Source organism: Halorubrum sp. SD626R (assembly GCF_001261915.1).
Lineage (GTDB): Archaea > Halobacteriota > Halobacteria > Halobacteriales > Haloferacaceae > Halorubrum.
This window is the reverse complement of record NZ_CVRT01000095.1, coordinates 1-20,533: the sequence shown is the minus strand read 5'-3', so window position 1 is coordinate 20,533 and position 20,533 is coordinate 1. Positions and strand designations below refer to the sequence as shown.

20 protein-coding genes and 1 pseudogene are annotated in these 20,533 nt (G+C 71.9%); 10 read left to right on the top strand and 11 right to left on the bottom strand.

Features of this window, described 5'->3' with window-relative positions; translation table 11 throughout:
• Positions 1–154 precede the first annotated feature (154 nt).
• From mutL to SD626R_RS10220, 3 genes are all read left to right on the top strand, one after another.
• Positions 155–2,371, top strand: a complete 2,217-nt coding sequence (gene mutL / locus SD626R_RS10230; RefSeq protein ID WP_092566267.1) for a DNA mismatch repair endonuclease MutL — start codon at positions 155–157, stop codon at positions 2,369–2,371.
• Between the two features lie 69 nt (positions 2,372–2,440).
• Complete coding sequence (locus SD626R_RS10225) at positions 2,441–3,601, top strand: thiolase family protein (RefSeq protein WP_092566266.1); 1,161 nt, start codon at positions 2,441–2,443, stop codon at positions 3,599–3,601.
• On the top strand, positions 3,598–4,044 hold the full coding sequence (locus SD626R_RS10220; RefSeq protein ID WP_092566265.1) for a PhlB family protein: 447 nt from the start codon (positions 3,598–3,600) through the stop codon (positions 4,042–4,044). The genes SD626R_RS10225 and SD626R_RS10220 overlap by 4 nt, the downstream gene beginning before the upstream one ends.
• A gap of 20 nt (positions 4,045–4,064) precedes the next feature.
• Here SD626R_RS10220 and SD626R_RS10215 read toward each other — a convergent pair whose 3' ends face one another.
• The 4 genes from SD626R_RS10215 to SD626R_RS10200 form a co-directional block, all read right to left on the bottom strand.
• Positions 4,065–4,643: a putative phosphothreonine lyase domain-containing protein gene (locus tag SD626R_RS10215; protein ID WP_092566264.1), complete on the bottom strand. Its 579-nt coding sequence runs from the start codon at positions 4,641–4,643 to the stop codon at positions 4,065–4,067.
• 77 nt (positions 4,644–4,720) lie between these two features.
• Entirely contained in the window at positions 4,721–5,557 is an 837-nt protein-coding gene (locus SD626R_RS10210; protein ID WP_092566263.1) for a metallophosphoesterase, read from the bottom strand.
• Positions 5,557–7,239, bottom strand: a complete 1,683-nt coding sequence (locus tag SD626R_RS10205; RefSeq protein WP_092566262.1) for a hypothetical protein — start codon at positions 7,237–7,239, stop codon at positions 5,557–5,559. The genes SD626R_RS10210 and SD626R_RS10205 overlap by 1 nt, the downstream gene beginning before the upstream one ends.
• Positions 7,236–8,510, bottom strand: a complete 1,275-nt coding sequence (locus SD626R_RS10200) for a Single-stranded DNA binding protein (protein WP_092566261.1) — start codon at positions 8,508–8,510, stop codon at positions 7,236–7,238. Before SD626R_RS10200 ends, SD626R_RS10205 begins: the two co-directional genes overlap by 4 nt.
• Positions 8,511–8,679: 169 nt before the next feature.
• On the opposite strand from SD626R_RS10200, the gene SD626R_RS10195 reads away from it, so the two are divergent.
• Complete coding sequence (locus SD626R_RS10195; protein ID WP_092566260.1) at positions 8,680–9,000, top strand: DUF7510 family protein; 321 nt, start codon at positions 8,680–8,682, stop codon at positions 8,998–9,000.
• A 33-nt stretch (positions 9,001–9,033) separates the two neighbouring features.
• Here SD626R_RS10195 and SD626R_RS10190 read toward each other — a convergent pair whose 3' ends face one another.
• The 6 genes from SD626R_RS10190 to SD626R_RS10165 all read right to left on the bottom strand — a co-directional run bounded on the left by SD626R_RS10190 (position 9,034) and on the right by SD626R_RS10165 (position 13,934).
• Positions 9,034–10,062 carry a glycosyltransferase family 4 protein gene (locus SD626R_RS10190; RefSeq protein WP_092566259.1) on the bottom strand — a complete coding sequence of 343 codons (1,029 nt, stop codon included), beginning with the start codon at positions 10,060–10,062 and terminating at the stop codon, positions 9,034–9,036.
• A gap of 133 nt (positions 10,063–10,195) precedes the next feature.
• Entirely contained in the window at positions 10,196–10,474 is a 279-nt protein-coding gene (locus SD626R_RS10185; RefSeq protein WP_092566258.1) for a DNA-directed RNA polymerase subunit L, read from the bottom strand.
• A 686-nt stretch (positions 10,475–11,160) separates the two neighbouring features.
• A complete protein-coding gene (locus tag SD626R_RS10180; protein WP_092566257.1) occupies positions 11,161–11,808 on the bottom strand; it encodes a 30S ribosomal protein S3ae in 648 nt (215 codons plus the stop codon).
• Positions 11,805–12,137, bottom strand: coding sequence for a KEOPS complex subunit Pcc1 (locus tag SD626R_RS10175; RefSeq protein ID WP_092566256.1), 333 nt, complete (start codon positions 12,135–12,137; stop codon positions 11,805–11,807). The genes SD626R_RS10180 and SD626R_RS10175 overlap by 4 nt, the downstream gene beginning before the upstream one ends.
• The gene (locus tag SD626R_RS10170; RefSeq protein WP_092566255.1) at positions 12,134–13,357 is read right to left on the bottom strand and encodes an exonuclease RecJ; all 1,224 of its coding nucleotides are present in this window, start codon (positions 13,355–13,357) and stop codon (positions 12,134–12,136) included. Before SD626R_RS10170 ends, SD626R_RS10175 begins: the two co-directional genes overlap by 4 nt.
• A gap of 106 nt (positions 13,358–13,463) precedes the next feature.
• Positions 13,464–13,934 carry a 30S ribosomal protein S15 gene (locus tag SD626R_RS10165; RefSeq protein WP_092566254.1) on the bottom strand — a complete coding sequence of 157 codons (471 nt, stop codon included), beginning with the start codon at positions 13,932–13,934 and terminating at the stop codon, positions 13,464–13,466.
• A 353-nt stretch (positions 13,935–14,287) separates the two neighbouring features.
• Here SD626R_RS10165 and SD626R_RS10160 point away from each other — a divergent pair, with 353 nt between their 5' ends.
• The 4 genes from SD626R_RS10160 to SD626R_RS10145 all read left to right on the top strand — a co-directional run bounded on the left by SD626R_RS10160 (position 14,288) and on the right by SD626R_RS10145 (position 18,498).
• Positions 14,288–15,910 (top strand): Na+/H+ antiporter NhaC family protein, encoded by a 1,623-nt coding sequence (locus SD626R_RS10160; RefSeq protein WP_092566253.1) that lies wholly within the window; start codon positions 14,288–14,290, stop codon positions 15,908–15,910.
• Entirely contained in the window at positions 15,907–16,173 is a 267-nt protein-coding gene (locus tag SD626R_RS10155) for a DUF7513 family protein (protein ID WP_092566252.1), read from the top strand. Before SD626R_RS10160 ends, SD626R_RS10155 begins: the two co-directional genes overlap by 4 nt.
• A gap of 456 nt (positions 16,174–16,629) precedes the next feature.
• Positions 16,630–17,313, top strand: coding sequence for a PHP domain-containing protein (locus SD626R_RS10150; RefSeq protein WP_092566251.1), 684 nt, complete (start codon positions 16,630–16,632; stop codon positions 17,311–17,313).
• 6 nt (positions 17,314–17,319) lie between these two features.
• Positions 17,320–18,498: an asparagine synthase C-terminal domain-containing protein gene (locus tag SD626R_RS10145; protein WP_092566250.1), complete on the top strand. Its 1,179-nt coding sequence runs from the start codon at positions 17,320–17,322 to the stop codon at positions 18,496–18,498.
• 396 nt (positions 18,499–18,894) lie between these two features.
• Here the strand turns inward: SD626R_RS10145 and SD626R_RS10140 are convergent, their stop codons facing one another.
• Complete coding sequence (locus SD626R_RS10140) at positions 18,895–19,575, bottom strand: uracil-DNA glycosylase family protein (RefSeq protein WP_092566249.1); 681 nt, start codon at positions 19,573–19,575, stop codon at positions 18,895–18,897.
• A 346-nt stretch (positions 19,576–19,921) separates the two neighbouring features.
• Between SD626R_RS10140 and SD626R_RS16830 the strand changes: the two genes are divergently transcribed.
• Entirely contained in the window at positions 19,922–20,095 is a 174-nt protein-coding gene (locus tag SD626R_RS16830) for a hypothetical protein (RefSeq protein WP_176697306.1), read from the top strand.
• 275 nt (positions 20,096–20,370) lie between these two features.
• A pseudogene (locus tag SD626R_RS10135) lies at positions 20,371–20,533 on the top strand (proteasome subunit beta); the annotation flags it as partial.

The window sequence follows — 20,533 nt, the reverse complement described above, 5'->3', positions numbered from 1 at the left end:
TCCCTCGCGCGTGCTCCTCGCGCCCGGTGGGCGCTCGGAGGCACGCGCCACCGCAGTTAGGTATATAAATGGCACACTCTCATACATCGTCCGTCCCGGGTCGCCCTCGGCGACAACGGCTTCAAGTGCGCGCTCGTCCGACCGGGTGTAAGCAATGGAGCCGCCGAACATCGAGCGGTTAGACGAGCGCACCGTCCAGCGCATCGCGGCCGGCGAGGTCGTCGAGCGCCCGGCGAGCGTCGTCAAGGAGCTGATCGAGAACAGCCTCGACGCCGGCGCGACGCGGGTGGCCGTGTCGGTCGAGGCCGGCGGCACCGAGGGCGTCCGCGTCCGCGACGACGGCGTGGGCATCCCTGCGGACCAGCTGAAGGCGGCGGTCGCGGAGCACGCCACCTCGAAGATCGGCGACATCGAGGACCTCGACCGCGGCGTCGGTACCCTCGGCTTCCGCGGCGAGGCGCTGTACACCGTCGGCGCGGTCTCCCGGCTCACCGTCCGGTCGCGCCCGCCCGACGCCGACGCGGGCGCCGAGATCACGGTCGAGGGCGGCGACGTCGGCGAGGTCCGACCCGCGGGCTGTCCCGAGGGGACGACCGTCGAAGTCGCGGACCTCTTCTATAACACCCCCGCCCGCAAGAAGTTCCTCAAGCGGACGGCGACCGAGTTCGACCGGATCAACACGGTCGTCACCGGCTACGCGCTCGCGAACCCCGACGTCGCGGTGTCGCTGGAGCACGACGGCCGCGAGACGTTCGCGACCGAGGGGAACGGCGACCTCCGGTCGGCCGTGCTGGCCGTCTACGGGCGCGAAGTCGCGGAGGCGATGGTGGACGTGGCGTGGGAGCTCGAGGGCGCCGATTCGGTCGACGCCGACGACCCTCCGGTCCGCCGCGTCACCGGCCTCGTCTCGCACCCGGAGACGACGCGCTCGACCCGCGAGTACCTCGCGACCTACGTCAACGACCGGTACGTCACCGCGAGCGCGCTCCGCGAGGCGGTGCTGGAGGCGTACGGCGGCCAGCTCGCGCCCGACCGCTACCCCTTCGCGGTGCTGTTCGTCGAGGTCCCGCCGGGCGACGTCGACGTGAACGTCCACCCGCGCAAGCTGGAGGTCCGCTTCGACGAGGAGCCCGCCGTGCGCGCCGCGGTCGAGGAGGCGGTCGAGGCGGCGCTGCTCGACCACGGCCTGATCCGCTCGACCGCGCCACGCGGGGAGTCGGCCCCGGATCAGACGGAAATCAACCCCGAGGGCCGCGAGACCGAGGCCGTCGGCGGCGCCGGGACCGACCACGAGCGCGCGGCGCTCGGCGATCGCGACGACGAAAGCGGTGGCGACGGCATCGACGACGCGGAGGCCCTCGACGAAACCGAGGCGGGCGCCGCCGAACTGGACCCGACCGACGACGACGCGTGGGCGGTCGGCGACGCGGGCTCGGCGAGCGGCGTCGAGGCCGGCGATTCCGCCTCCGACTCCGCGGGCGTCGACGGCTCCGCCGACCGCCCCTCGCCGCGGAGCTGGCAGTCGGACCCGGACGACGCGGCGGCCGATCCGGGCGACGACGGCGCGTCCACCCCGGGGAGCGACGAGGGGGAGGCGGACGGACTCGATCGGTTCGGTGACGCCGAGAGCGACGCGGACGCCGTCGCCGACGCGTCTGCCGACCGGAGCGGTCCGCCGACAGAGGCCCGTGCGGCCCCCACCGCGCAACGGACCCTCGCCGGCGACACCACCGAGGCCGCGGAGCGGACATACGACTCGCTCCCGCCGCTTCGGGTGCTCGGTCAGCTCCACGAGACGTACGTCGTCGCGGAGGCGCCGGACGGGCTCGTGCTGATCGACCAGCACGCGGCCGACGAGCGGGTGAACTACGAGCGCCTGCGGGACGCCTTCGCCGACGGCGCCGACGCGCAGGCGCTCGCGGAACCGGTCCGAGTCGAGCTCACCGCGCGGGAGGCGGCGCTGTTCGACGACTTCGCCGACGACCTCGCGGAGATCGGATTCCGCGCCGAGCGCGCCGGCGAGCGCGAGGTGACCGTGGAGTCGGTGCCCGCCGTCTTCGACGCCGCGCTCGACCCGGACCTGCTTCGGGACGCCCTCTCGGCGTTCGCCGGCGACGCGGCCGCGGGCGACGAACCGGTGACCGACGTCGTCGACGAACTGCTCGCCGACCTGGCGTGTTACCCCTCGGTAACCGGGAACACCTCGCTGACGGAGGGGCGGGTGGTCGACCTGCTCGACCGGCTCGACGCCTGCGAGAACCCGTATGCCTGCCCGCACGGACGGCCGGTCGTGATCCGACTCGACCGCGACGAGATCGGGTCGCGGTTCGAGCGCGACTACCCCGGTCACGCGGGCCGGCGGGCGGAGTGACCCGGCGAGGGAACCTCCCCGCCGACCGCGGAAAGGTACGTTTTAGTCGGCCGCCGCGGACCCGGGCGTATGGAACGCGTAGCGGTAATCGGCGCGTCGATGACCCGGTTCGGGCAGCGCGACGCCTGGGTGCGAGAGCTGCTGGCCGAGGCGGGCGCGGCCGCGCTCGACGACGCCGGCGTCGACGGCGACGACCTCGACCACCTGTACGTCTCGAACATGGCCAGCGGCGAGTTCGAGGGCCAGACCGGCGTCCCGAACGCGCTCGCCCACGACCTGGCGGCCACGCCGGCGTACACCGCCCGGATCGACCAGACTTCCTCGTCGGGGGGCGCGGGCGTGTACGCCGCGTGGCAGTCGGTCGCCTCCGGCGCGAGCGACCTCACCATGCTCGTCGGCGGCGAGAAGATGACCCACCGGACGACGTCCGAGGCGACCGACGTGATCGCGTCGCTCACGCACCCGGTCGAGTACAAGCACGGCGTCACGCTCCCCTCGTTCGCGGGGCTCACCGCGCGGCTCTACCTCGACGAGTACGACGCCCCCCGCGAGAGCCTCGGGAAGGTCGCGGTGAAAAATCACAAGAACGGCGTGGACAACCCCCACGCCCAGTTCCGGAAGGAGGTCGACCTCGACACGGTGCTCGACTCCCCGGTCGTCGCCGACCCCCTCCGGCTGTACGACTTCTGTCCGATCACGGACGGCTCCGCGGCGCTCGTGTTCTGCCCCGAGTCCGTCGCCGAGGAGTACGCGCCCGAAGGCGAGTACGCGGTGATATCGGGGATCGGCGGCGCGACCGACACCCACGTCGTCCACGAACGCGCGGACCCGACGACGATGGGCGGCGTCGTCGACTCCTCGGAGGTCGCCTACGAGATGGCCGATATCGGTCCGGACGACGTCGACGTGGCGGAGCTCCACGACATGTTCACCATCCTGGAGTTCCTCCAGAGCGAGGACCTCGGCTTCTTCGAGAAGGGCGAGGGGTGGAAGGCGGTCGAGGAGGGCGTCACCGACCGCGACGGGGGGCTCCCGATCAACACCTCCGGCGGGCTCAAGTCGAAGGGCCACCCGCTCGGCGCCAGCGGCGTCGCACAGGTGTACGAGATATATCAGCAGGTCACCGGGAACGCCGGCCCGCGACAGGTCGAGGCCGACACGGGGCTCGCCTGCAACGTCGGCGGGTTCGGGAACTGCGTGACCACCGCGATCCTGGAGGGAAGCCAATGAGCGAAAACACTCAGACGGACGAACCGACCTTCGAAGCCGCCGAGTACGCGGACGGGACCGTGACGTACCCGCCCCACACCGTGAGCCCGAACGGCGCGGAGCGCGTCGGGACGGTCGACCTCGCGGAGTACGAGGCCCGGGTAGTCACGTGGACGACGTCGACGGCGACGCCGCCGGGCGTCCGCGAGCCGAACACCCTCGCGATCGTCGAGTTCGACATGGGCGACGGGTACGACGGGCCGGTGGTCCGCGCGCTCGGGCAGGTCGAACCCCGCGAGGCGAACGCCGACGGCGAGGGCGCCGACGACGCGGGCGACGTCGACGTCGACATCGGCGACCGCGTCGAACCCGTCTATGCCGACGAACTCCGCGAGCCGGGCGCGGGGATCCGCGAACCGGAGAGCCAGGAGTGGGACGGGTTCCGGTTCCGGCCGGTCGAGTAGCCCGGTCGCTCGGCGGAGTCTCAGAGCCTGAACCGCGACGCGTCGGAGTCGGTGAGCTCGCCGAGCCGCTCCTCGTGGACCCCGTCGAGCGTGTACACGTCGGGCCGGTATCGGATCTCCTCGGTCACGCCGTGAGCGTCCCTGAGCCGGCGCCGCACCCGGTCGACGTCTTCCCGGTCGAGGTAGTTCGGCGTGAACACGAGCACGGCGTGGTTCGCTTCGCCGAAGGCCTCGCACCCGGCGCGGGTCGTGACCTTCGCGTCCCACACCCGCTCGGCCGCGACGTCGTCGACCACTGCCTCCCAGAGCGCGTCGACCGCCTCGGGCGGGCGCTCGACGAGCCACTTCCCGCTCAGGTACGTCGTCTCCAGCGCCAGTCGGTCGGCGTCGGCGACGGTCTCCGCATCGGCCGGGAGCGGTCCCCCATCGCACCCGTCGATCGTCGGTAGATCCGCCTCCCTCGTCGCCGCGGGTCGCGTCACGCCGTGTCTCGGGAAGTACCCGTCACGGGCCTGCCGCGGGAACCCTGTCACGTCCTTGACCCGGAGCCAGTGCCACCCCGGCTCGTCGATCGCGGTGGGCGAACGCTCGGTGACCATGGCTCTCGTTCCGTCTCCCGAGAGAAAACGCTCCCGGCGCGGGGGATGGCGGCGGGACGGTGTCGCTCTCGTCGCCCTCAGATCCGTCGGAAGTCACCGAGTCGGGTCCCGTTCAGCAGGTACGCGTCGCCCGCCGGGAGCGCGTCGGGGAGGAACGGCGCGAGGAACGACTGGCCGTCGACGTTGACCCACGTCCCTCCGGAGCGCTCGTTGAACGCCGGGAAGACGACGAGTTCGGGCGGGTCTCCCGTGGCGTCCGACTCGGCGTCCGCGTCGCCGCCCGTCCCCCTTCCCTCGACGAACGCCCCCGGATCGAGCCGGCCGCGGAGCCACGCGCGCTCGACGCGCGAGCCGCCGACCGCGTCCTCCAGCCGGACCTGCGGGTGCTCGTGGCCCATGCACACCACGTCGGCGTCGCACAGCGCCGGATCCGGCCAGGTGTGGCCGTGGAGGACGCCGACGCCGCCGGTCCCGGATCTACTGTCACCGTCGCCGCGATCGCTCGCCCCGATTACGCTCCCGCCGGTCCCGATCACGTCGAGGTCGTCCGCGAACGCCTCGGCGACGCCCGCGTCGTGGTTCCCCTCGACGAGCGTCATCGGGACGCGGTCGGTCACCGCGCGGATGAGCGCCGCCAGCTCCTCGCGCTCCTCGCCCTCCGGCGCCGCGATCCGGTGTGCGAGGTCGCCGAGGACCACGAGCCGGTCGGCGTCGGTCTCCGCGAGGAGGCCGCAGAGCCGCTCGCGGCGCTCGTCGGCCCGGTCGTCGAGCTCGACGCCGCGCTCGTAGCGAAGGCCGACCTCGATGCCGGCGTGGATGTCGGCGACGAGCAGCGCGCGCTCCCGGCCGAGGTCGGCCACGGCGGCGGGCTCGCCGACGACCGGCTCGACGCTCGGCGACGCGCCCGGCGCCATCAGATCGGCTTGAGCACGCCGTCGCCGGGCTCGTAGCACTTCCCGCTCATCAGCGCGTCCCGGATCGCGTCCTCGACCGCGTCGGCGGCGACGCCGTGCTCGGCCGCCACCCGGTCGACGACCGCCTCGCGGTCGGCGCCGTTCCCGTCGTCGAGCGCGTCCATGGCGTCGACGACGGCGGTCTCGAGGTCGACGTCGGCGCCCTCGTCGCCGTCGTCGGACTCGTCAGCGGCGTCCGGTTCCTCGGACCCGCGGTCGCCCGCCACTTCAGCCGGATCGGCCGAGTCGGCGTCGAGGTCGGTCGCCGCGGCGTCCTCGGGCGTCTCCTGTAGCTCCTCGGGGTCGGGCACGTCGATGTCGGCCTCCCCGGGCTCGTCGACCTCGGAGCCGGTCGAGAAGTCGGTACCGAACTCGGACTCGATCTCCTCGCGCTCCGACTCGTCGAGCTCGTACATCTCGTCGCTCGCGGGGTCGACGTCCTCCGGACCGGTCGCGTCCGCCGCGGCGTCGCTCCCGTCGTCGACGTCGGGCGTTCCCTCGGAGGCGTCGGGCGTTCCCTCGGAGGCGTCGGGCGTTCCCTCGGAGGCGTCGAGGGAGCTGTCGCCGGCGCCGCCGGTTTCGAAGTCGCCGAGTCCGCCGTCTCCGGCGTCCGCGGTGTCGTCGCCCGCGTCGCTCACGCCAGTCTCGGCCGCGCTCGCCTCGGCGGCCTCAGTCGGCTCGGTCTCGGGGTCGTCGGTCGCGCCCTCGACGGTCTCGGTCGTCCCGCTCGACGCGGTCGACTCGACCGATCCGGACTCGGGACCGGTGCCGTCCGGCGCGGTCGCCTCGGCGTCCGGCGTCGCCGCCCTTTCGGCGTCTGCGGTCGCATCCGTGTCGGTCGTCGCTTCGGCCTCGGAATCGGCGGCCGCTTCGGCGTCTCCCGACGACGCCGCGGCCCCGGCCGGCGCCTCGACCGCCACGTCGGTCTCCGGGAGCGGGCCGATCGCGGCGTCGCCCCCCGCGTCCGGCGCGAGGTCGAGCGGGCGGACCTCGTCGCGGTCGCCGGCGATCAGCACCAAGGCGTCGACGGCGAGCCGCCGGACCGCCTCGACGTAGGCCGTCGAGGTGTCGTAGTGAGCGATCGCCTTCGGGATCCCGGCCGCGAGCGACGCCGGCGCGCCGCCCGATTCGAGGGCGACGCGGAGCTCGTCGCCGCGGAGGTCGGAGTCGAGCGCCTTCGCGAAGACGGCGAGGCGGTCGAGCGTCGCCCGCGCGGCGGAGACGACCCACCGGTCGCGGGTGTCAGCGTCGACCTCGTTGAGGCTCTCCGGGCGGACCGAGGTGAACACGCGGTCGGAGTCCTCCGGCTCGAAGGTGCGCGCCTTCCCCGTGAGCGCGACGAACGAGGGCGGCTCGGCGCGTTCGAGGAACGCCTGCGCCTCCGGCTGGTACTGGCCGGCGTACGTGACGAACGCGCCGGAGGGGTCGACGACGCGCCCGCGGCGCGTCTCGTCGTTGACGCGCTCGACCTCGGTGAGCACGCCGGCGGTGAACAGCCGGTTCACGCGCGCGCCGGTCGGCGTGACCACGTAGTTCGGGGCGCGCTCCTCGTCGCTCTCGGAGTACGAGAGCGAGGCGTCGTCGAACTCGGCGGCGAACACCCGGTGGGCGACCTCGCGGGCGCCCGGCCCGTCGTCGCTCATTCGCCCACCTCCGCGAGCGCGGCGCGGGCGGCGTCGGCGGGGTCGTCGTCCGCGAGCGCGAACTCGGTCGCGTCGAGGTTGGCGCCGTAGTCGTCGACCGAGAGGCTTCCGCGCACGCGGTAGGCGCGCCCGACCAGCGAGTCGGCGATCGACTCGGCGACGACCTCCTTGTCCATCGCCTCTTTCGCCGCGGCGAGGGCGTCGTCGAGCCCGCCGCCGTACACCTCGGCGGTGAGCTCGTCGTCGAGGACGACGGTGACGGTGTCGGTGCCGTCGTCGACGATCGCCTTCACGCGCAGGTCGTCGTCGCCGTCGACGTCGCCGTGGCTCCGGCACTGGCCGTTCTGGACCACGCGGCCGCACTCCGGACAGCGCTCGATGAGCCCGGAGCCGTCGCGGATCTCTAAGACGTTACCGACGACCTCGACGTCGAACATCCCGCCGGAGGCGACCGCCTCGCCGACCGAGAGGCGGGGTGCGTCGTCGGCGACCTCGACCGGGTCGGGGAGTGGCGTCACCGTCGAGAACTCTGTGAGGTTGATCGAGGGGACGCCGCGGAACTCCCGGACGTACACGTCCTCGATCCGGAGGTCGGCGCCCGGCTCCAGCTCCGCGCGGGGCTGCCAGTCGGTGAACGGGAGCTTCGCGGTCGCGTCGCCGACGACGCCCTCCAAGATGTCGGTCTCGCCGTCGCGCCCGGAGATGGTCTTCTCGTCGACCTCCAGCACGCGGACCTCGACGTTGCGGCCGCGGTCGCCGGCGCTGATGTCGACGAGGTCGCGGTCGCCGCCGACCTCGCGACCGACCTCGACCGGCTCGTCCGCGATGGCGACGGTGGTCGAGTCGTTGAGGTTGAGCTCCGGCGCGCCCTCCCACTCGCGGACGCCGGCGTTGCCGATCGTCAGCGAGTCGCCCGGCTCGAACCCGAAGTCCTGCCAGGCGGTGTAGGAGATGACGCCCGTCTCGTCGGCGACCTCCCCCTCGCGGATCGTGAGGTCGTCGCCCTGGTACCGGATCGTCCGCGTCCCCTGCGTGAGGACTTTGACCGTCACCGTCACGCCGTTGTTGTCCGTCGTGATCTCGCCGACATCGACGGCGTCGGGGGTCGGCGTCGAGCCCCCGCCACCGCCGCCGTGCTTCCGGCGGACGCTCTGTTTCGCCTCGTCGATCGGGACGCTGTACTCCAGTAAGTTCTCCAGGTCGGCTTTGACCTCCTCTTTGTCGACGCCGAGGTCGGAGGCGAGCTCCTCGGCATGGCTGTTGACGTCCATCGGAGTCGACTTCGACGCGACCGCACAAAAGGATTCACCACCGGGGGGGCCCTGGCACACGGGCCGACGCGGTCGGTCCGGTCGGCGATCGCCCGGGCGGCGTCGGCGAGCAGGCCGAGCGGGCGCCGACGCCGGTACTGCTAAATCGTCCCCGCTCACAACGTGAGCCATGGACGAGATCGACATCGACGCGCGCGTCACGGGGGAGCGAACCGTCATCGACGTGACCGGGACCCGCGACGTCGCGGTCGTCGTCCGCTCCGCGGGCGGCGAGCGGATCTACCTCCCGCCCGAGAGCTTCGACGAGCCCGTGTCGGGGTCGCCGTACACCTCGCCGTATCAAGGCGGGAGCGGGATCGACGGCGAGGAAAGCCCGTACGGCGGCGATACCGGTAGCACGCGCGGCGTGATCGAGACGGCCGAGGGGTTCCGGATCACCCACCCGGAGACGGCGACCGAGTTCGACGTCTACCGCGCCGACGAGGCGTAGGGATCTTCAACCGCAGAGCCGGGCGTTCGCGCCCTACGCGACGTCCTCGTACACCGCGAGCGTGTCCTCCGCCACGTCCAGCCACTCCCGGCGCTCGTACTGCGGCGGCTCCTCGCGGTCGAGCGCCTCGGTGAGCCCGTCGACGATCGACTCCGAGTCCGTCTCGACCTCCACGAGACAGCCCTCGGGCAGCACCTCGGCGACGCCCGAGGGGGTCGCGACGACCTGCGTCCCGGCCTCCAGCGCCTCCGTGATCGTGATCCCGAACGGCTCGGAGTACGAGGGGGAGACGAACGCGTCCGAGGCGGCGTAGTAGTCGCCGAGCTCCGCCTCGGGAACGTAGCCGACGAACTCGACGCGGTCCTCGATGCCGAGCAGCTCGGCGAACCGCTTCAGCTGCTCGGTCTGGTGGCCCGACCCGCCGACGACGAGCGTCACGTCGCGGCCGCGGAGCTTCTTCATCGCGTACAGCAGGTGGGAGATCCCCTTCTGGTCCGTGTGTCTCCCGACGAAGAACAGCATCTCGCCGTCGATGCCGAGGTCCGCCCGGACGTCTTTCCCGGAGAACTTCGGCGTCGAGAACCCGTTGTAGACGACGCGGGAATCGGCGTCGTACAGCTCCCTGATGTCGCCACGGACTATCTCGCTGACGGCGATGTTCGTGTCGGCGGCGTTCGCGAGCCGGCGCTCGGTCTCGACCTCGCGGCTCGGCGGGTCGATGTTACGGTCGCTCGCCAGCGAGTGGAACGACGAGACCCACGTCGCGTCCGACGCGCGGGCGGCCTGTCGCCCCGGCGCGTAGCCGAACCAGTCGTGGGTGTGGATCACGTCGTGGTCGGGCGCCAGCTCCGCGAACCGGTCGCTGAGACGCTCGATGCGGGCGGCGATGTCGCCGTCGCCGGTCTCGACCGGTTCGAGTCCCGGCTCGCCGTCCGGGGCGAACTCCGCGGGCAGGACGAGAGTGGCCTCCACCCCGAGATCGTCGCGGAGCCCGGAGAACAGTTCGCCGACGTGGACGTCGAGCCCGCCGGTGATGTTCGGCGGGTACCCCCATCCCAGCATGAGTACGCTCGGTGGCATGCCTCCCCGTTTCGCGAGTCGGCACTTAGGTATGGCCCTCGTTCGGTCGGGGCGAGCGGTTCGCGGAGCGGAACAGACGAGCCGAAGGAGAATAGAACGGCGTCGAGGAGTCGGCTCAGGCCGCCCGGACGGCGTCGCGCAGCGCGCCGGTCCGGTCGGTGATCGCCTCGGCGGCGTCGGCGAGCAGGTCGAGCGGGTCGTCGGACTCCGACTTCACCGTCAGCACCGGCTCCGTCTGGCCGCCGGACTGCTCGGGGTTCATGTCGTAGGTCGCGGCCGCGACGCCGTCCGTCTCTAGGAGCACGCCCTTCAGCACGTTCATGAACGTGTGGTCCTCGCCGGCGATCTCGATGCGGAGTTCCGTGTCGGTCTTCTCGATGACCCGCAGTTCCATACTCGTGCGGTCGGGCGAGCGGCGTTTCAAGCTTTCGTCTCCCGGATATCGGGGGATGCGGACGATCCGCACGCCGCGAGAGCCTTTTAAGTGACGCGAATGGGGTCGGCGGTGTGGAAATCCGACGACTCTCGACGGACGACGACATTGAGCGAGCGATGCCGGTCTACGAGAAACGGGGGTTCGGACCGTATCGCAAGCGGCTGGCGGGACCCGTGAAGTGAGCCGTCGTTTATATGTCGTTCATCGTTCGGTCCGTGATCACTTCCAAAGCCCCAGTCGCTCGGCTACACGTCGTTGCAGTCGCTGTGACCGAGAACACCTCCAAAGCCCCAGTCGCGAGGGCGAAGCACGCCGCAGTAAGCACCACAGCGAGCGGTAGCGAGCGAGGAGCGCAACAAGGCGCGCGAGCCCTCGCGACTGCCCCTTTGAGTCCCACCCCGCACCGCAACCGCACCTCACACCTCCCCAGCCTCGCCGCTCGCTACGCTCGCGGCGTCCCTCGCACGCGCTCCTCGTGGCCTCACGGCCACTCGGAGGCGCGCGCCACCGCATTCGAACCGTCTTATCACGATCTCCATATATGAACAAGATCGTCGCCGCCGCTGTCGTTCATGGACGTTCACGTCGGCACCATCGCTCCGCGGGTGATAAACGGAAAAGTCGCGTGGTGCGTCGATGAGACGTTACTCGTCGGCGTCGACGGCCACTTCGTCGGCGTCGACGTCGACGGCGGCCTCCTCCTCGGCGGCGACCTCGCGCGGGCGCGCTTCGAGGGTCAGCTTCTGGACCTCGACGCGGCGCAGCGGGTAGATCAGCTTCGCCTCGCCGTAGATCGCCGAGGAGAGGTTCCCCTCGACGATCGCGTCGACGAACGCCTCGAAGGTGCGCTCCTCGGCGGCCGCGTGGACCTTGTCGATCATGACGCGGCGGATCGCCTTCTCCTGGGAGCGGTCGGCCTTCTTCGTCGTCAGCGCGACGGGCTGGACGCGGATGCGGTAGTCGTCCGTCGTCAGCACCGTGATCGACGCCTCGACTTTCGAGGCGCCACGGCGGACGAGCGAGCGCAGGTAGTCCCGCGTGAGCTCGTACTTGATGAACTCGGTGTACGCCGTGTCGCTGCCGACGTCGGTGATCTTGAAGGTTAGCTTCGTGTTGTTCGCGCCGGAGTCGCCGGTCAGCTCGCCGAGCGTCGTCGTGATCGTGCGGCCGACGACCTGGTCGGGCTCCTCGGCGAGGGTCTCGCCGAGCTCCTGCCGGTCGAACTGTTCGGGCGCCAGCACGGTGTACCAGCGCTTCTGTTCTCTGCTCTTGGATACGGATCGTTCGCTCATGTGTTAGTGTCTGTGTCGCCGTTGGTGTCGGAGCGGCGCGCTCCGCCGTCGGCCGCGAGGTGCGCCCTCGCGCGCTCGACGAGTCTGTCCGCGACGCGCAGGTTCACGACGTGGTCGTCCGCGGTCGCCCGCAGCCCGCCGGTGGTGGGCCGCTCGATCGCGCACTCGATCGCGTCGCCGTCGACGCGGGTGGCCATCGAGTCGGTCTCGTCCGGGGCGAGAGCGGCGGCGACGAGGGCGGCGTCGGCGTGGGTCGTCCGGACGGTCGCCGTCCGGGTCGGCCCGTCGCCCCGGGTGGACCCCCCGCTCGGAGCGGATCGCTCGGTCATAGCGCCTCCCTGAGCGCGGCGAGCGCGCCCGTGATGTCGCCGTCGGTCTCGTTTGTGCTAACTGCGATCCCGCCGCGGTCGGCGGTCCCCCAGCCGTCACCCTCGACTTCGCCCGCCGCCAACCGGCAGGCGTCTCCCAGTCCGAGGGGCTCGATGGCCGCCGCGGCCAGCCGACCCCCGGTCTCGTCGACCGCTATCGCGACCGGCTCTGGCGACCGGAAGTCGCGGACGAGCCGGGCGATCGTCGGGAGGACGGCGGCCGCGTCGTGCGCGGCGTCGCCGCCTTCGGCGCGGCCGGCGTCGACGCCCTCCGCGACGTCGACGCGGACGACGACGCAGCCGTCGTACCGGCCGGTCGTCGCGGCGTCGAGCGCGCGGTGCGCGGCGAGTCCGTGAGACCGCCACGCGTCGAGCGCGGCGGCCCCGAGGTCGTCGCCCGGGTCGGCGGCGAGCGCCAGCGCGACCCCCGTTCCGGGGGCCTCGCGGGCGAGCGCGTCGAGGACGTCGGCGTAGCCGCCGACCGTCTCGAACGGCGCCGCGTCCCCGACTGTCTCGTACGGTCGGAGCGCGCGCTCGACCGCCGCGGCCGATCGCGCGCTCGCCCCCTCCGCGTCGGCGACGTCGACGGCGACCAGCGACGCGAGGCGTCGGTGGGCGTCGTCGTCGAGGTCGACCGGGAGCCCGAGCTCCGCGAGCGCGGCGCGCGCGGCCTCGGGGTCGCCGGAGTACGGCGTCCGGACGAGCGTCGAGGCCGCGAGTCCGTCCGCGAGGTCCGCGGTCGGGACCGCGACGCCGGGTCGTCGACGGGCGCGGTCGGACGCCTCGGCGGCGTCGAGCGCGTCGGCCGAGCCGTCCGTTCCAGGGACGGAGCCGGCCGCGACGACGCCCGCGAGGGCGACGACGGGGTCCGGATCGACGCCGAGGGCGCGCGAGACCGCGAACGCGTCCGCGCTCGCCGGGCGTCCGGCGCCGGGGATCGCGTGCGGCCCGCGCGCTGCGCCGACGGTCACCGCGACGCCGTCGTCGGCGTCGTCGGGGACGGGATCGGCGGAGACGCGGACCTGGAACGGCGTGCCGACGGCTCGCAGCGCCCGGGCGAGCAGCCCCGCGGCTGCCAGCGCGTCGCCGTCGTCGGTCGCGACGAGCCGGGCGAACGGCGCGTCGGCGAGGACGTCGGCGAGGGCGTCGGGGGCGGGCGTGGCGGTCGTCGCTTCGGTCATGGGTTGGGTGTCGAGTGCGGTTGCGGGCGGTTCTCGTGTGGCCTGCGTGTCGCGTCGCGTTCGGTTGCGCGTCGGTGCGTCTCGTCGGTGTCGCTACTCGGCGTCGTTACTCGTCGCCGACCAGCTCGGCGGCGCGCTCGTAGGTGTACGTGAACTCCTCGTCGATCTCGTCGCCGCGGTAGTAGTTCGCGAGGCGGCGGATCTTCGACTCGGTGTTCTGGAGCGCGCGCTTGTTCTGGTGGTCCTGGCCGTTGTCCGCCATGTGCTCGCGGAGGCGGACGGCGCGTTCCATCAGCTTGTAGAGGTCCTCGGGGTACTCCGGCTCGGCGTCGTGCTCCTCGAGGATCTCGGTGACCTTCTTGCCGGTCGCCAACTTGACGTCGGGCACCGGAACGCCCTTGACGCCCTCGTCGCGCAGCTTGAGGCCGATGACGCTGGGGTCGTGGCCATGCTCCGCCAGTTCGACGACGCGGGATTCGATCTCCTCGGCGTCGACGTCGCTCCACTCCGGGTTCTCGTCCGTCGCCGGCTTGTCCGAACCGGACGAACCGCGACGGCGCGTGTGCATTCGTGCCATTGTCTGAAATTGGAACGGCACAACCACAACGTGACCGCGGCTCCGCGCGGCGCGGCTGTCGGGCGCTCGCGTCGCGCGAGCGGTCGGGGGCCGATCCGCGCGAACGGACCGGCCCGAGCCGCGACGCCGGAGGCGTCGGTGCACTGCTACATTCCCAAGCCGCGGGCGAAGAGGCCCCGGCGAGTCGGATCTGCAGCTGTGCTGTTCCCGTCCGTGACGACGACGGCGGGGTTCTTAAGCGTGTTCTTGTGGGTCGGGGCGCGCCCGAGCGGGAACCGATCGACCGTCGGCGGACGACGCGAGAAAGGAGGATTTAGGTGGACCCTCCGTCACCGAGCGCGTAGGAGAAACGCATGACGGGTCCCCCAGACGACGAGACGCGAGATCGGATCGACGACGAACTGCCCGACGGCGAACCACCCGAGGACGCGCCCGATGGCGCGACCGGCGACCCGGTCCCCGTCGCCGACGGCGGATTCGCCGACGAGTCGGCGGAGCCGCACGAGCCCCGCATCGCCTTCTACGGCGGGAAGTGGGCGAGCACGGTGCCGATCGTTTTCTTCATTTTCTGGGCGATCGTCCAGAGCGGGGTCCTCGGGATCGGCGACACGAACGGCCTCGTCATCGGCGCGCTCGTCGGGACCATCCTCGGGATGTTCCTCGTGCGCGGGGACTGGAAGGCGTACGCCGACACGATCTTCGAGGGGATGACCCAGCGCGTCGCCGCGACCGCGATCGTGGCGTGGCTGTGGGCCGGGATGTTCGCCGAGACGCTGCAGGTCGGCGGGTTCGTCGGGGGGCTCATCTTCGCCGCCGACGCCCTGAACGTCGGCGCGACCACCTTCCCCGCGGCCGCGTTCGTCCTCTGCGGCCTGCTCGCGACCGGGATCGGGACGGGGTACGGCGCCACCGTCGCGTTCGTCACTCTCTTCTTCCCGGCCGGGGTCCTCCTCGGCGCGAACCCGGTGCTGCTGTTCGCCGCGATCCTCTCCGGGGCGGTGTTCGGCGACAACCTCGCGCCCGTGAGCGACACGACGATCGTGAGCGCGGTGACGCAGGACGCCGACATCGGCGGCGTCGTCGCCTCGCGGTTCAAGTACGCGATCCTCGCCGCGGTGCCGGCGTTCGCCGCGTACCTGATCATGGGCTCGGTGCTCTCGGGCGCGAGCCTGGAGGGCGCGGCCGCGCTCCGCGAGTCGGCGACGGCGCCCGGGCTGGTCCACCTGATATCGATGGGCGTCGTCATCGCGACGGCGGTCGCGGGCCGCCACATCGTCGAGGCGGTCTCGTGGGGACTCATCGTCGCCGTCGCGTTCAACCTCGCGTTCGGCCTCTCCTCGGTCGCCGACATCCTCGTGTTCACGACCACCTCGCCGACGCCCGCCGCGGCGCTCCCGTTCGTGCGGGTCGGCGAGACCGCGGGCGTCGGCGGGAGCCTCTACTCGGGCGCGATCGGCTTCTTCCCGCTCATCGTGTTGACCCTGCTCATCGTGGCGATGGCGCAGATCATGATCCGCGGCGGCGGCTTCGAGGCGATCCTGGAGTTCCTGCTCGACTCGGTCGCGACCACCGTCCGCCGCGCCGAGCTGACGATGGTGCTCGGCACGGCGGCGATCAACGGGATGATCACGATCAACACGGCCGCGGAGATCGCGATCGCCCCGTACATCGCCCGGCTCGGCGAGAAGTTCAACATCAACGGCTACCGGCGCGCGAACATCCTCGACGCCAACACCTCGGCGCTCGGGTACATCTTCCCGTGGGCCGGCGGCGTGCTGGTGGGGTATCAGGTGATGGTCGGCCCCGACGGGCTCGGCGAGCAGTACGGCCCCGAGATGGTCGTCAACCCGATCGAGGTCGTGCCGTACGTCTTCCACGGCTGGTTCCTCGTCATCGTCTTCCTGCTGGCCGCGATCACCGGGTTCGGGCGGGAGTACATCCCCGACCGGATCTCCGAGGAGGTGTCGCGCGCGTGAGCCGCTTCGAGAAGTTCCTCGCCGGCTGGTCGCTCCGGAGCTCGACCCCCGACTACGAGCCCGGCGACGTGATCGAGGTGATGGTCACCGGTGCGGAGGGTGACAGGGCGATCGCGCGGATCGGCGACTCGACGCTGCGGATCGAGGGCGCGCCGGGGGACGCAGCCGACACCCGTATCCGGGTCGCCGTCGAGACGTGGGACGAGACCGCTCACCGCGGTACCGGGACCTACCGCGAGACGGTGGGCGAGAGCGCGTTCTAGACGATCGGCGAGAGCGGTTCGCTTTTTCATATATGGTTGACGCCGGACCAGCGGACGTGGTTGCCACTGGATCTCCGGTGAACACCGCCAAAGCCCCAGCCGCGAGGACGACGCACGCTCGCTGCGCTCCTCAGTCGCTCGTTTCATTCGCTCCCTGCGGTGCTTTCGTCGCCTGCGTCGTCCTCGCGGCTGCCCCTTTGAGTCCCACCCGACCGCTCCGCGCCTCACGCCTCCCCAGCCTCGTCAGTCGTCCTCCGCTTCGCTCCGGACGACTGACTCCATCGCACGCGCTCTCGCCGGCGGCAAAGCCGCCGGCTGTCAGAGGGACCTTCGGTCCCTTCCTACTCGCGCCTGAGGAGCGCTCGGAGGCGCGCGCCACCGCATCGCTTCCATCTCGACCGACGCGAATCGCCGCGGACCGGGGCGCTTTTTAAGTCGACTACCGAAGTACGGAGCGTGCTATCGGTCGAGCTCCACGCGCACTCCGCGCTGTCCTACGACGGGCGCGACCCGGTCGACCTCCTGCTGGAGCAGGCGGCCGCGGTCGGGCTCGACGCGCTCGCCGTCACGGACCACGACGAGATCGACGCCAGCGTCGAGGCGGCCGAGATGGCTCCCGACTACGGGCTCGTCGGCATCGTCGGCATGGAGGTGACCTGCGCGGCCGGCCACGTGCTCGCGTTCGGCATCGACGAGCGCGTCGAGAGCGGGCTGCCCTTCGACGAGACGCTCGACCGGATCCGCGACCAGGGCGGGATCGCGGTCGTCCCCCACCCCTTCCAGAAGTCCCGCCACGGCGTCGCCGCGCACATCAGCGACGAGCAGCTGGCGGGCGCCGACGCCCTCGAAGTGTACAACTCCCGGCTGTTCACGGGCCGCTCGAACCGACAGGCCGAACGGTTCGCGCTCCGGAACCGGATCCCGATGACCGCCGGCAGCGACGCCCACATCTCGGAGATGGTCGGGCAGGCGGTGACCGAGGTCGGCGCCGACGAGCGCTCGGCCGACGCGATCCTCTCCGCGATCCGCGACGGCCGGACCAGCGTCGTCGGGAAGCGCACCCCGTGGCGCGTCTCCCTCCGCCAGTTCGGCGGCGGGGCCAAGCGCCGCGCGCTCCGCGCGCTCCGCGCGCTGCGGTAGCCCGCGATGGCGGACGCTTCCCCCTCGGACCTGCGCGGCGCCGCTCCCGACCGCGTCCGCGACGCCCTCCGAGACGGCGATCCCCTCCCGGGCGGGCACGGCTTCGCCGGGCGGCTCGCGGACCCGCCCAAGCGCGACGGACCGGTCCTCGTCCGCGACGTCCTCGGCCGCCAGCCGCTGTTCGTCGAGCGCGCGGTCGCCGACTCGGTGACGGACCCCGACCCGACCGACCTCGCCCCGACCGATCCGAGCGCGTGGAGCTTCGATCGGAACGCCCTCGACGAGCCCGCGCCGGTTCCAGCCGGGAGCGTCGCGTCCGCCGGCGGGATCGAACGCGTCTGGCCGCTCCCCGACGGACCGCCGTCCGACCCGGATCCCGCGCAGACCGCCGTCGACGACGCGATCGCCGATGCGCTCGGAGGTCTCGCGGGCGGGCCGGGGCGACTCGCAGTCGCCTTCTCCGGCGGCGTCGACTCCGGGCTCGTCGCGGGTGGCGCCTCCGACGCGCCCTGTTACGTCGCCGGCTTCGAGCGGTGTCACGACGTCGCGGCGGCCCGCGAGGCGGCCGCGGGGATGGACCGCGACCTGCGCGTCGTCGAGATCACCCACGAGGAACTCCTGCGCGCGGTCCGCGAGGTCGCCGCCGCGACGGGTCGCCGCAACCCGATGGACCTCGCTATCGCGGTGCCGCTGTACCTCGCGGCGGAGGCGGCCGCGGCCGACGGAATCGATCGGCTCGCGGTGGGGCAGGGCGCCGACGAGCTGTTCGGCGGGTACAGCAAGGTCGTCGACCCCGCGACCGACGACCGGGTCGACGCCGACACCGTGCGGGGCGCCCGGACCGAGACGGTCCGGACGCTCCCCGACCAGCTCGAACGCGACGTGCTGGCGCTCCGCGCGGCCGGGATCGAACCGGTCGCGCCGCTGCTCGACGACCGGGTGGTCGCCGCCGCGCTCGCGCTCCCGGGCGAGCTGCTCGCGAGCGACGGGGAGCGGAAGGTCGCGCTCCGCCGCGCGGCGACCGGGCGCGTGCCCGAATCGGTCCGAACGGCCGACAAGAAGGCGGTCCAGTACGGCACCTACGTCTCCCGCGAGCTCGACCGGCTCGCGCGGCGGGCCGGGTTCAAGCGGCGCATGGACGACCACGTGGGCCGGTACCTCGACGACCTGCTGGCGGGCGACTGACTCGCGACGCGGTCGCTCCGCGATCGAGTTGCTTCGACGAGAAACGGCCCGTGAGGGCCGCTGCTGACCAAGCCGCCGTATGGAGTACCAGTCCTACGGCCGACGCCCGATCGTTCGGGCGTCTGGTGACGAATAACGGGGACCGATATAAAATACGGGGAATAGCGACAAATATGACTGACGCGGTCGGCGTATAGCTGACGATCGGGCACCGAAACGGCGTTTTCGGGTCAAATACGCCGGTCTGCGTGTCGGAAGGGAAACGAAACCGCACGCGCATCCGGCCCACACTCGACGCGCGGTCGACCGCGCGTCGAGTGCGACGCATCAACGGCCGCGGCGCGCCGGCGACCGCGACGCATCATCGCCGCGACGGGCTCGGTTCCGACCGGACGCTCACCGGACGAGGTACGGGTCGCTCCCCGCGACGAAGCGCCCGAGGTCGCTCTCGCGGCGGAAGTCGGTCGATCGCAGCTCTAAGAGCGCGTCGACGAGCCGGTCCGCGTCGCCGGCCTCCCACTCGGCGGGGTCCCTGATCGGGAGGACGAGCCAGCCGGAGCCGAGGAGTTCCTCGCCGTGGAGCGCCGCCATGTCGACCTCGGTCTTCCACGCCCGCGCCGTGTACTGTTCGAGGACGTGCTCGGTCGCCTTGGCGCCGACCGGGAGGAGGACGTGCGCGGCGATCGCTCTGAGTTCGGCGTCGAAGAACCGCTCCATGTCGTCGTACGACGCCGCGGTCGGCTCGCCGTCGGGCACGCACATGTGGAGGTACGAGAGGTACGTGCGCTCGGTGCGGACCGGTTCCGACTCCGCGTCCCCGCCCTCCGGCGCGGTCCCGTCCGGCGCGGGGCCCTCGGCGTCCCCCGCGATCAGCCCGCCCTCGGTCAGCGCCGAGAGGAACGCGGGCGACCACGGTTCGCCGGTGAACGGGACGCCCGTCGCGACGCCGCCGTGGACCCCGGGGTGGTCGCCGACGACGTGGAAGTCGGCGTTGGCGTCGCCGTAGCCGGGGACGAACGACCCGCAGTCCGGCCGCATCCCGAAGGGGTTGCGGGTCCGGTCCGTAACGTTCTGCACGCCACACTATAGGCGACGCCCTGGATAAATCCCGTTCGGTCCGCGGTCGGACGCCGGTCGGTCCGCGGCCGAACGAACTCGCTTCCCCGAACCGACCGCGACCGCGAGTGCCCCTACGGACCCCGAGCGCCCCAGATGCGAGGCGCACGAGGCACGGTGGTTACGCGTAACTTATGCAAACGAGCGGGGTTCACACCGCCGTGGATATGCCGATTCCGACCCGCCGCCCGCTATATTTCACAATCGTTAATTTATGACCCGAAACCGCATGACTGCGTCGGGTCTATCGGCTATCTCGCCCCGGAAAGTATTTATATACACCTCCGTTCCGGTCGTCCGAAGACCCATGTTCGACCGCATCCGCTCGGCGGCCATCTTCGGGATCCACCAAGCGACCGTCGCGATCGGTATCTCGCTGTTCCCGGTGGCCGTCTTCGCTCGCACGCACCTCGGAATTAACGTCCCCGTCGGCCGGCTCGTGGAGACCACCGGCGAGGTGTACGAGCGCGTCGAGGAGTAAGCGATCCCTTTTCGATCCGAGCCGTTCGTTATCCCTTCCAGCGGCCGCGCCGTCGCGGCGCGATCCGAGGTCTCCCTCGACCGGGCGTTCGCCGACTGCCCCCGCCTCGCGGCGCGGCGACCTCGTCGCGACGATCGACCGACGCGACGGCGACGCGACGGAGATGCGACGGAGACGCGCGGGCCGCGACGGCCCGCGACGAATAGGCCCGTCGGAACCGGCGGGCGGTCCCCGAAGGGTTGCCTTTATCAGCGCGCCGGGCCAACGGAGTCGTAATGCGAACACCGACTGGCGACCTCTCCGAGGGGACGGCCGACGAGCTGGGCCGCGACCAGCCCGTCTTCGGACCCGAACTCGGCGAGTTCGAACACAGCGAGCGCCGCGCGGCGCAGGCCGACGGCGAGGGCGAGATGAAGACCGGCACGACGACCGTCGGCA

Bases quoted from the DNA above. Each gene is read 5' to 3' on its own strand.
- mutL (WP_092566267.1), top strand. From the start codon at position 155: ATGGAGCCGCCGAACATCGAGCGGTTAGACGAGCGCACCGTCCAGCGC.
- SD626R_RS10225 (WP_092566266.1), top strand. From the start codon at position 2,441: ATGGAACGCGTAGCGGTAATCGGCGCGTCGATGACCCGGTTCGGGCAG.
- SD626R_RS10220 (WP_092566265.1), top strand. From the start codon at position 3,598: ATGAGCGAAAACACTCAGACGGACGAACCGACCTTCGAAGCCGCCGAG.
- SD626R_RS10215 (WP_092566264.1), bottom strand. From the start codon at position 4,643: ATGGTCACCGAGCGTTCGCCCACCGCGATCGACGAGCCGGGGTGGCAC.
- SD626R_RS10210 (WP_092566263.1), bottom strand. From the start codon at position 5,557: ATGGCGCCGGGCGCGTCGCCGAGCGTCGAGCCGGTCGTCGGCGAGCCC.
- SD626R_RS10205 (WP_092566262.1), bottom strand. From the start codon at position 7,239: ATGAGCGACGACGGGCCGGGCGCCCGCGAGGTCGCCCACCGGGTGTTC.
- SD626R_RS10200 (WP_092566261.1), bottom strand. From the start codon at position 8,510: ATGGACGTCAACAGCCATGCCGAGGAGCTCGCCTCCGACCTCGGCGTC.
- SD626R_RS10195 (WP_092566260.1), top strand. From the start codon at position 8,680: ATGGACGAGATCGACATCGACGCGCGCGTCACGGGGGAGCGAACCGTC.
- SD626R_RS10190 (WP_092566259.1), bottom strand. From the start codon at position 10,062: ATGCTGGGATGGGGGTACCCGCCGAACATCACCGGCGGGCTCGACGTC.
- SD626R_RS10185 (WP_092566258.1), bottom strand. From the start codon at position 10,474: ATGGAACTGCGGGTCATCGAGAAGACCGACACGGAACTCCGCATCGAG.
- SD626R_RS10180 (WP_092566257.1), bottom strand. From the start codon at position 11,808: ATGAGCGAACGATCCGTATCCAAGAGCAGAGAACAGAAGCGCTGGTAC.
- SD626R_RS10175 (WP_092566256.1), bottom strand. From the start codon at position 12,137: ATGACCGAGCGATCCGCTCCGAGCGGGGGGTCCACCCGGGGCGACGGG.
- SD626R_RS10170 (WP_092566255.1), bottom strand. From the start codon at position 13,357: ATGACCGAAGCGACGACCGCCACGCCCGCCCCCGACGCCCTCGCCGAC.
- SD626R_RS10165 (WP_092566254.1), bottom strand. From the start codon at position 13,934: ATGGCACGAATGCACACGCGCCGTCGCGGTTCGTCCGGTTCGGACAAG.
- SD626R_RS10160 (WP_092566253.1), top strand. From the start codon at position 14,288: ATGACGGGTCCCCCAGACGACGAGACGCGAGATCGGATCGACGACGAA.
- SD626R_RS10145 (WP_092566250.1), top strand. From the start codon at position 17,320: ATGGCGGACGCTTCCCCCTCGGACCTGCGCGGCGCCGCTCCCGACCGC.
- SD626R_RS16830 (WP_176697306.1), top strand. From the start codon at position 19,922: ATGTTCGACCGCATCCGCTCGGCGGCCATCTTCGGGATCCACCAAGCG.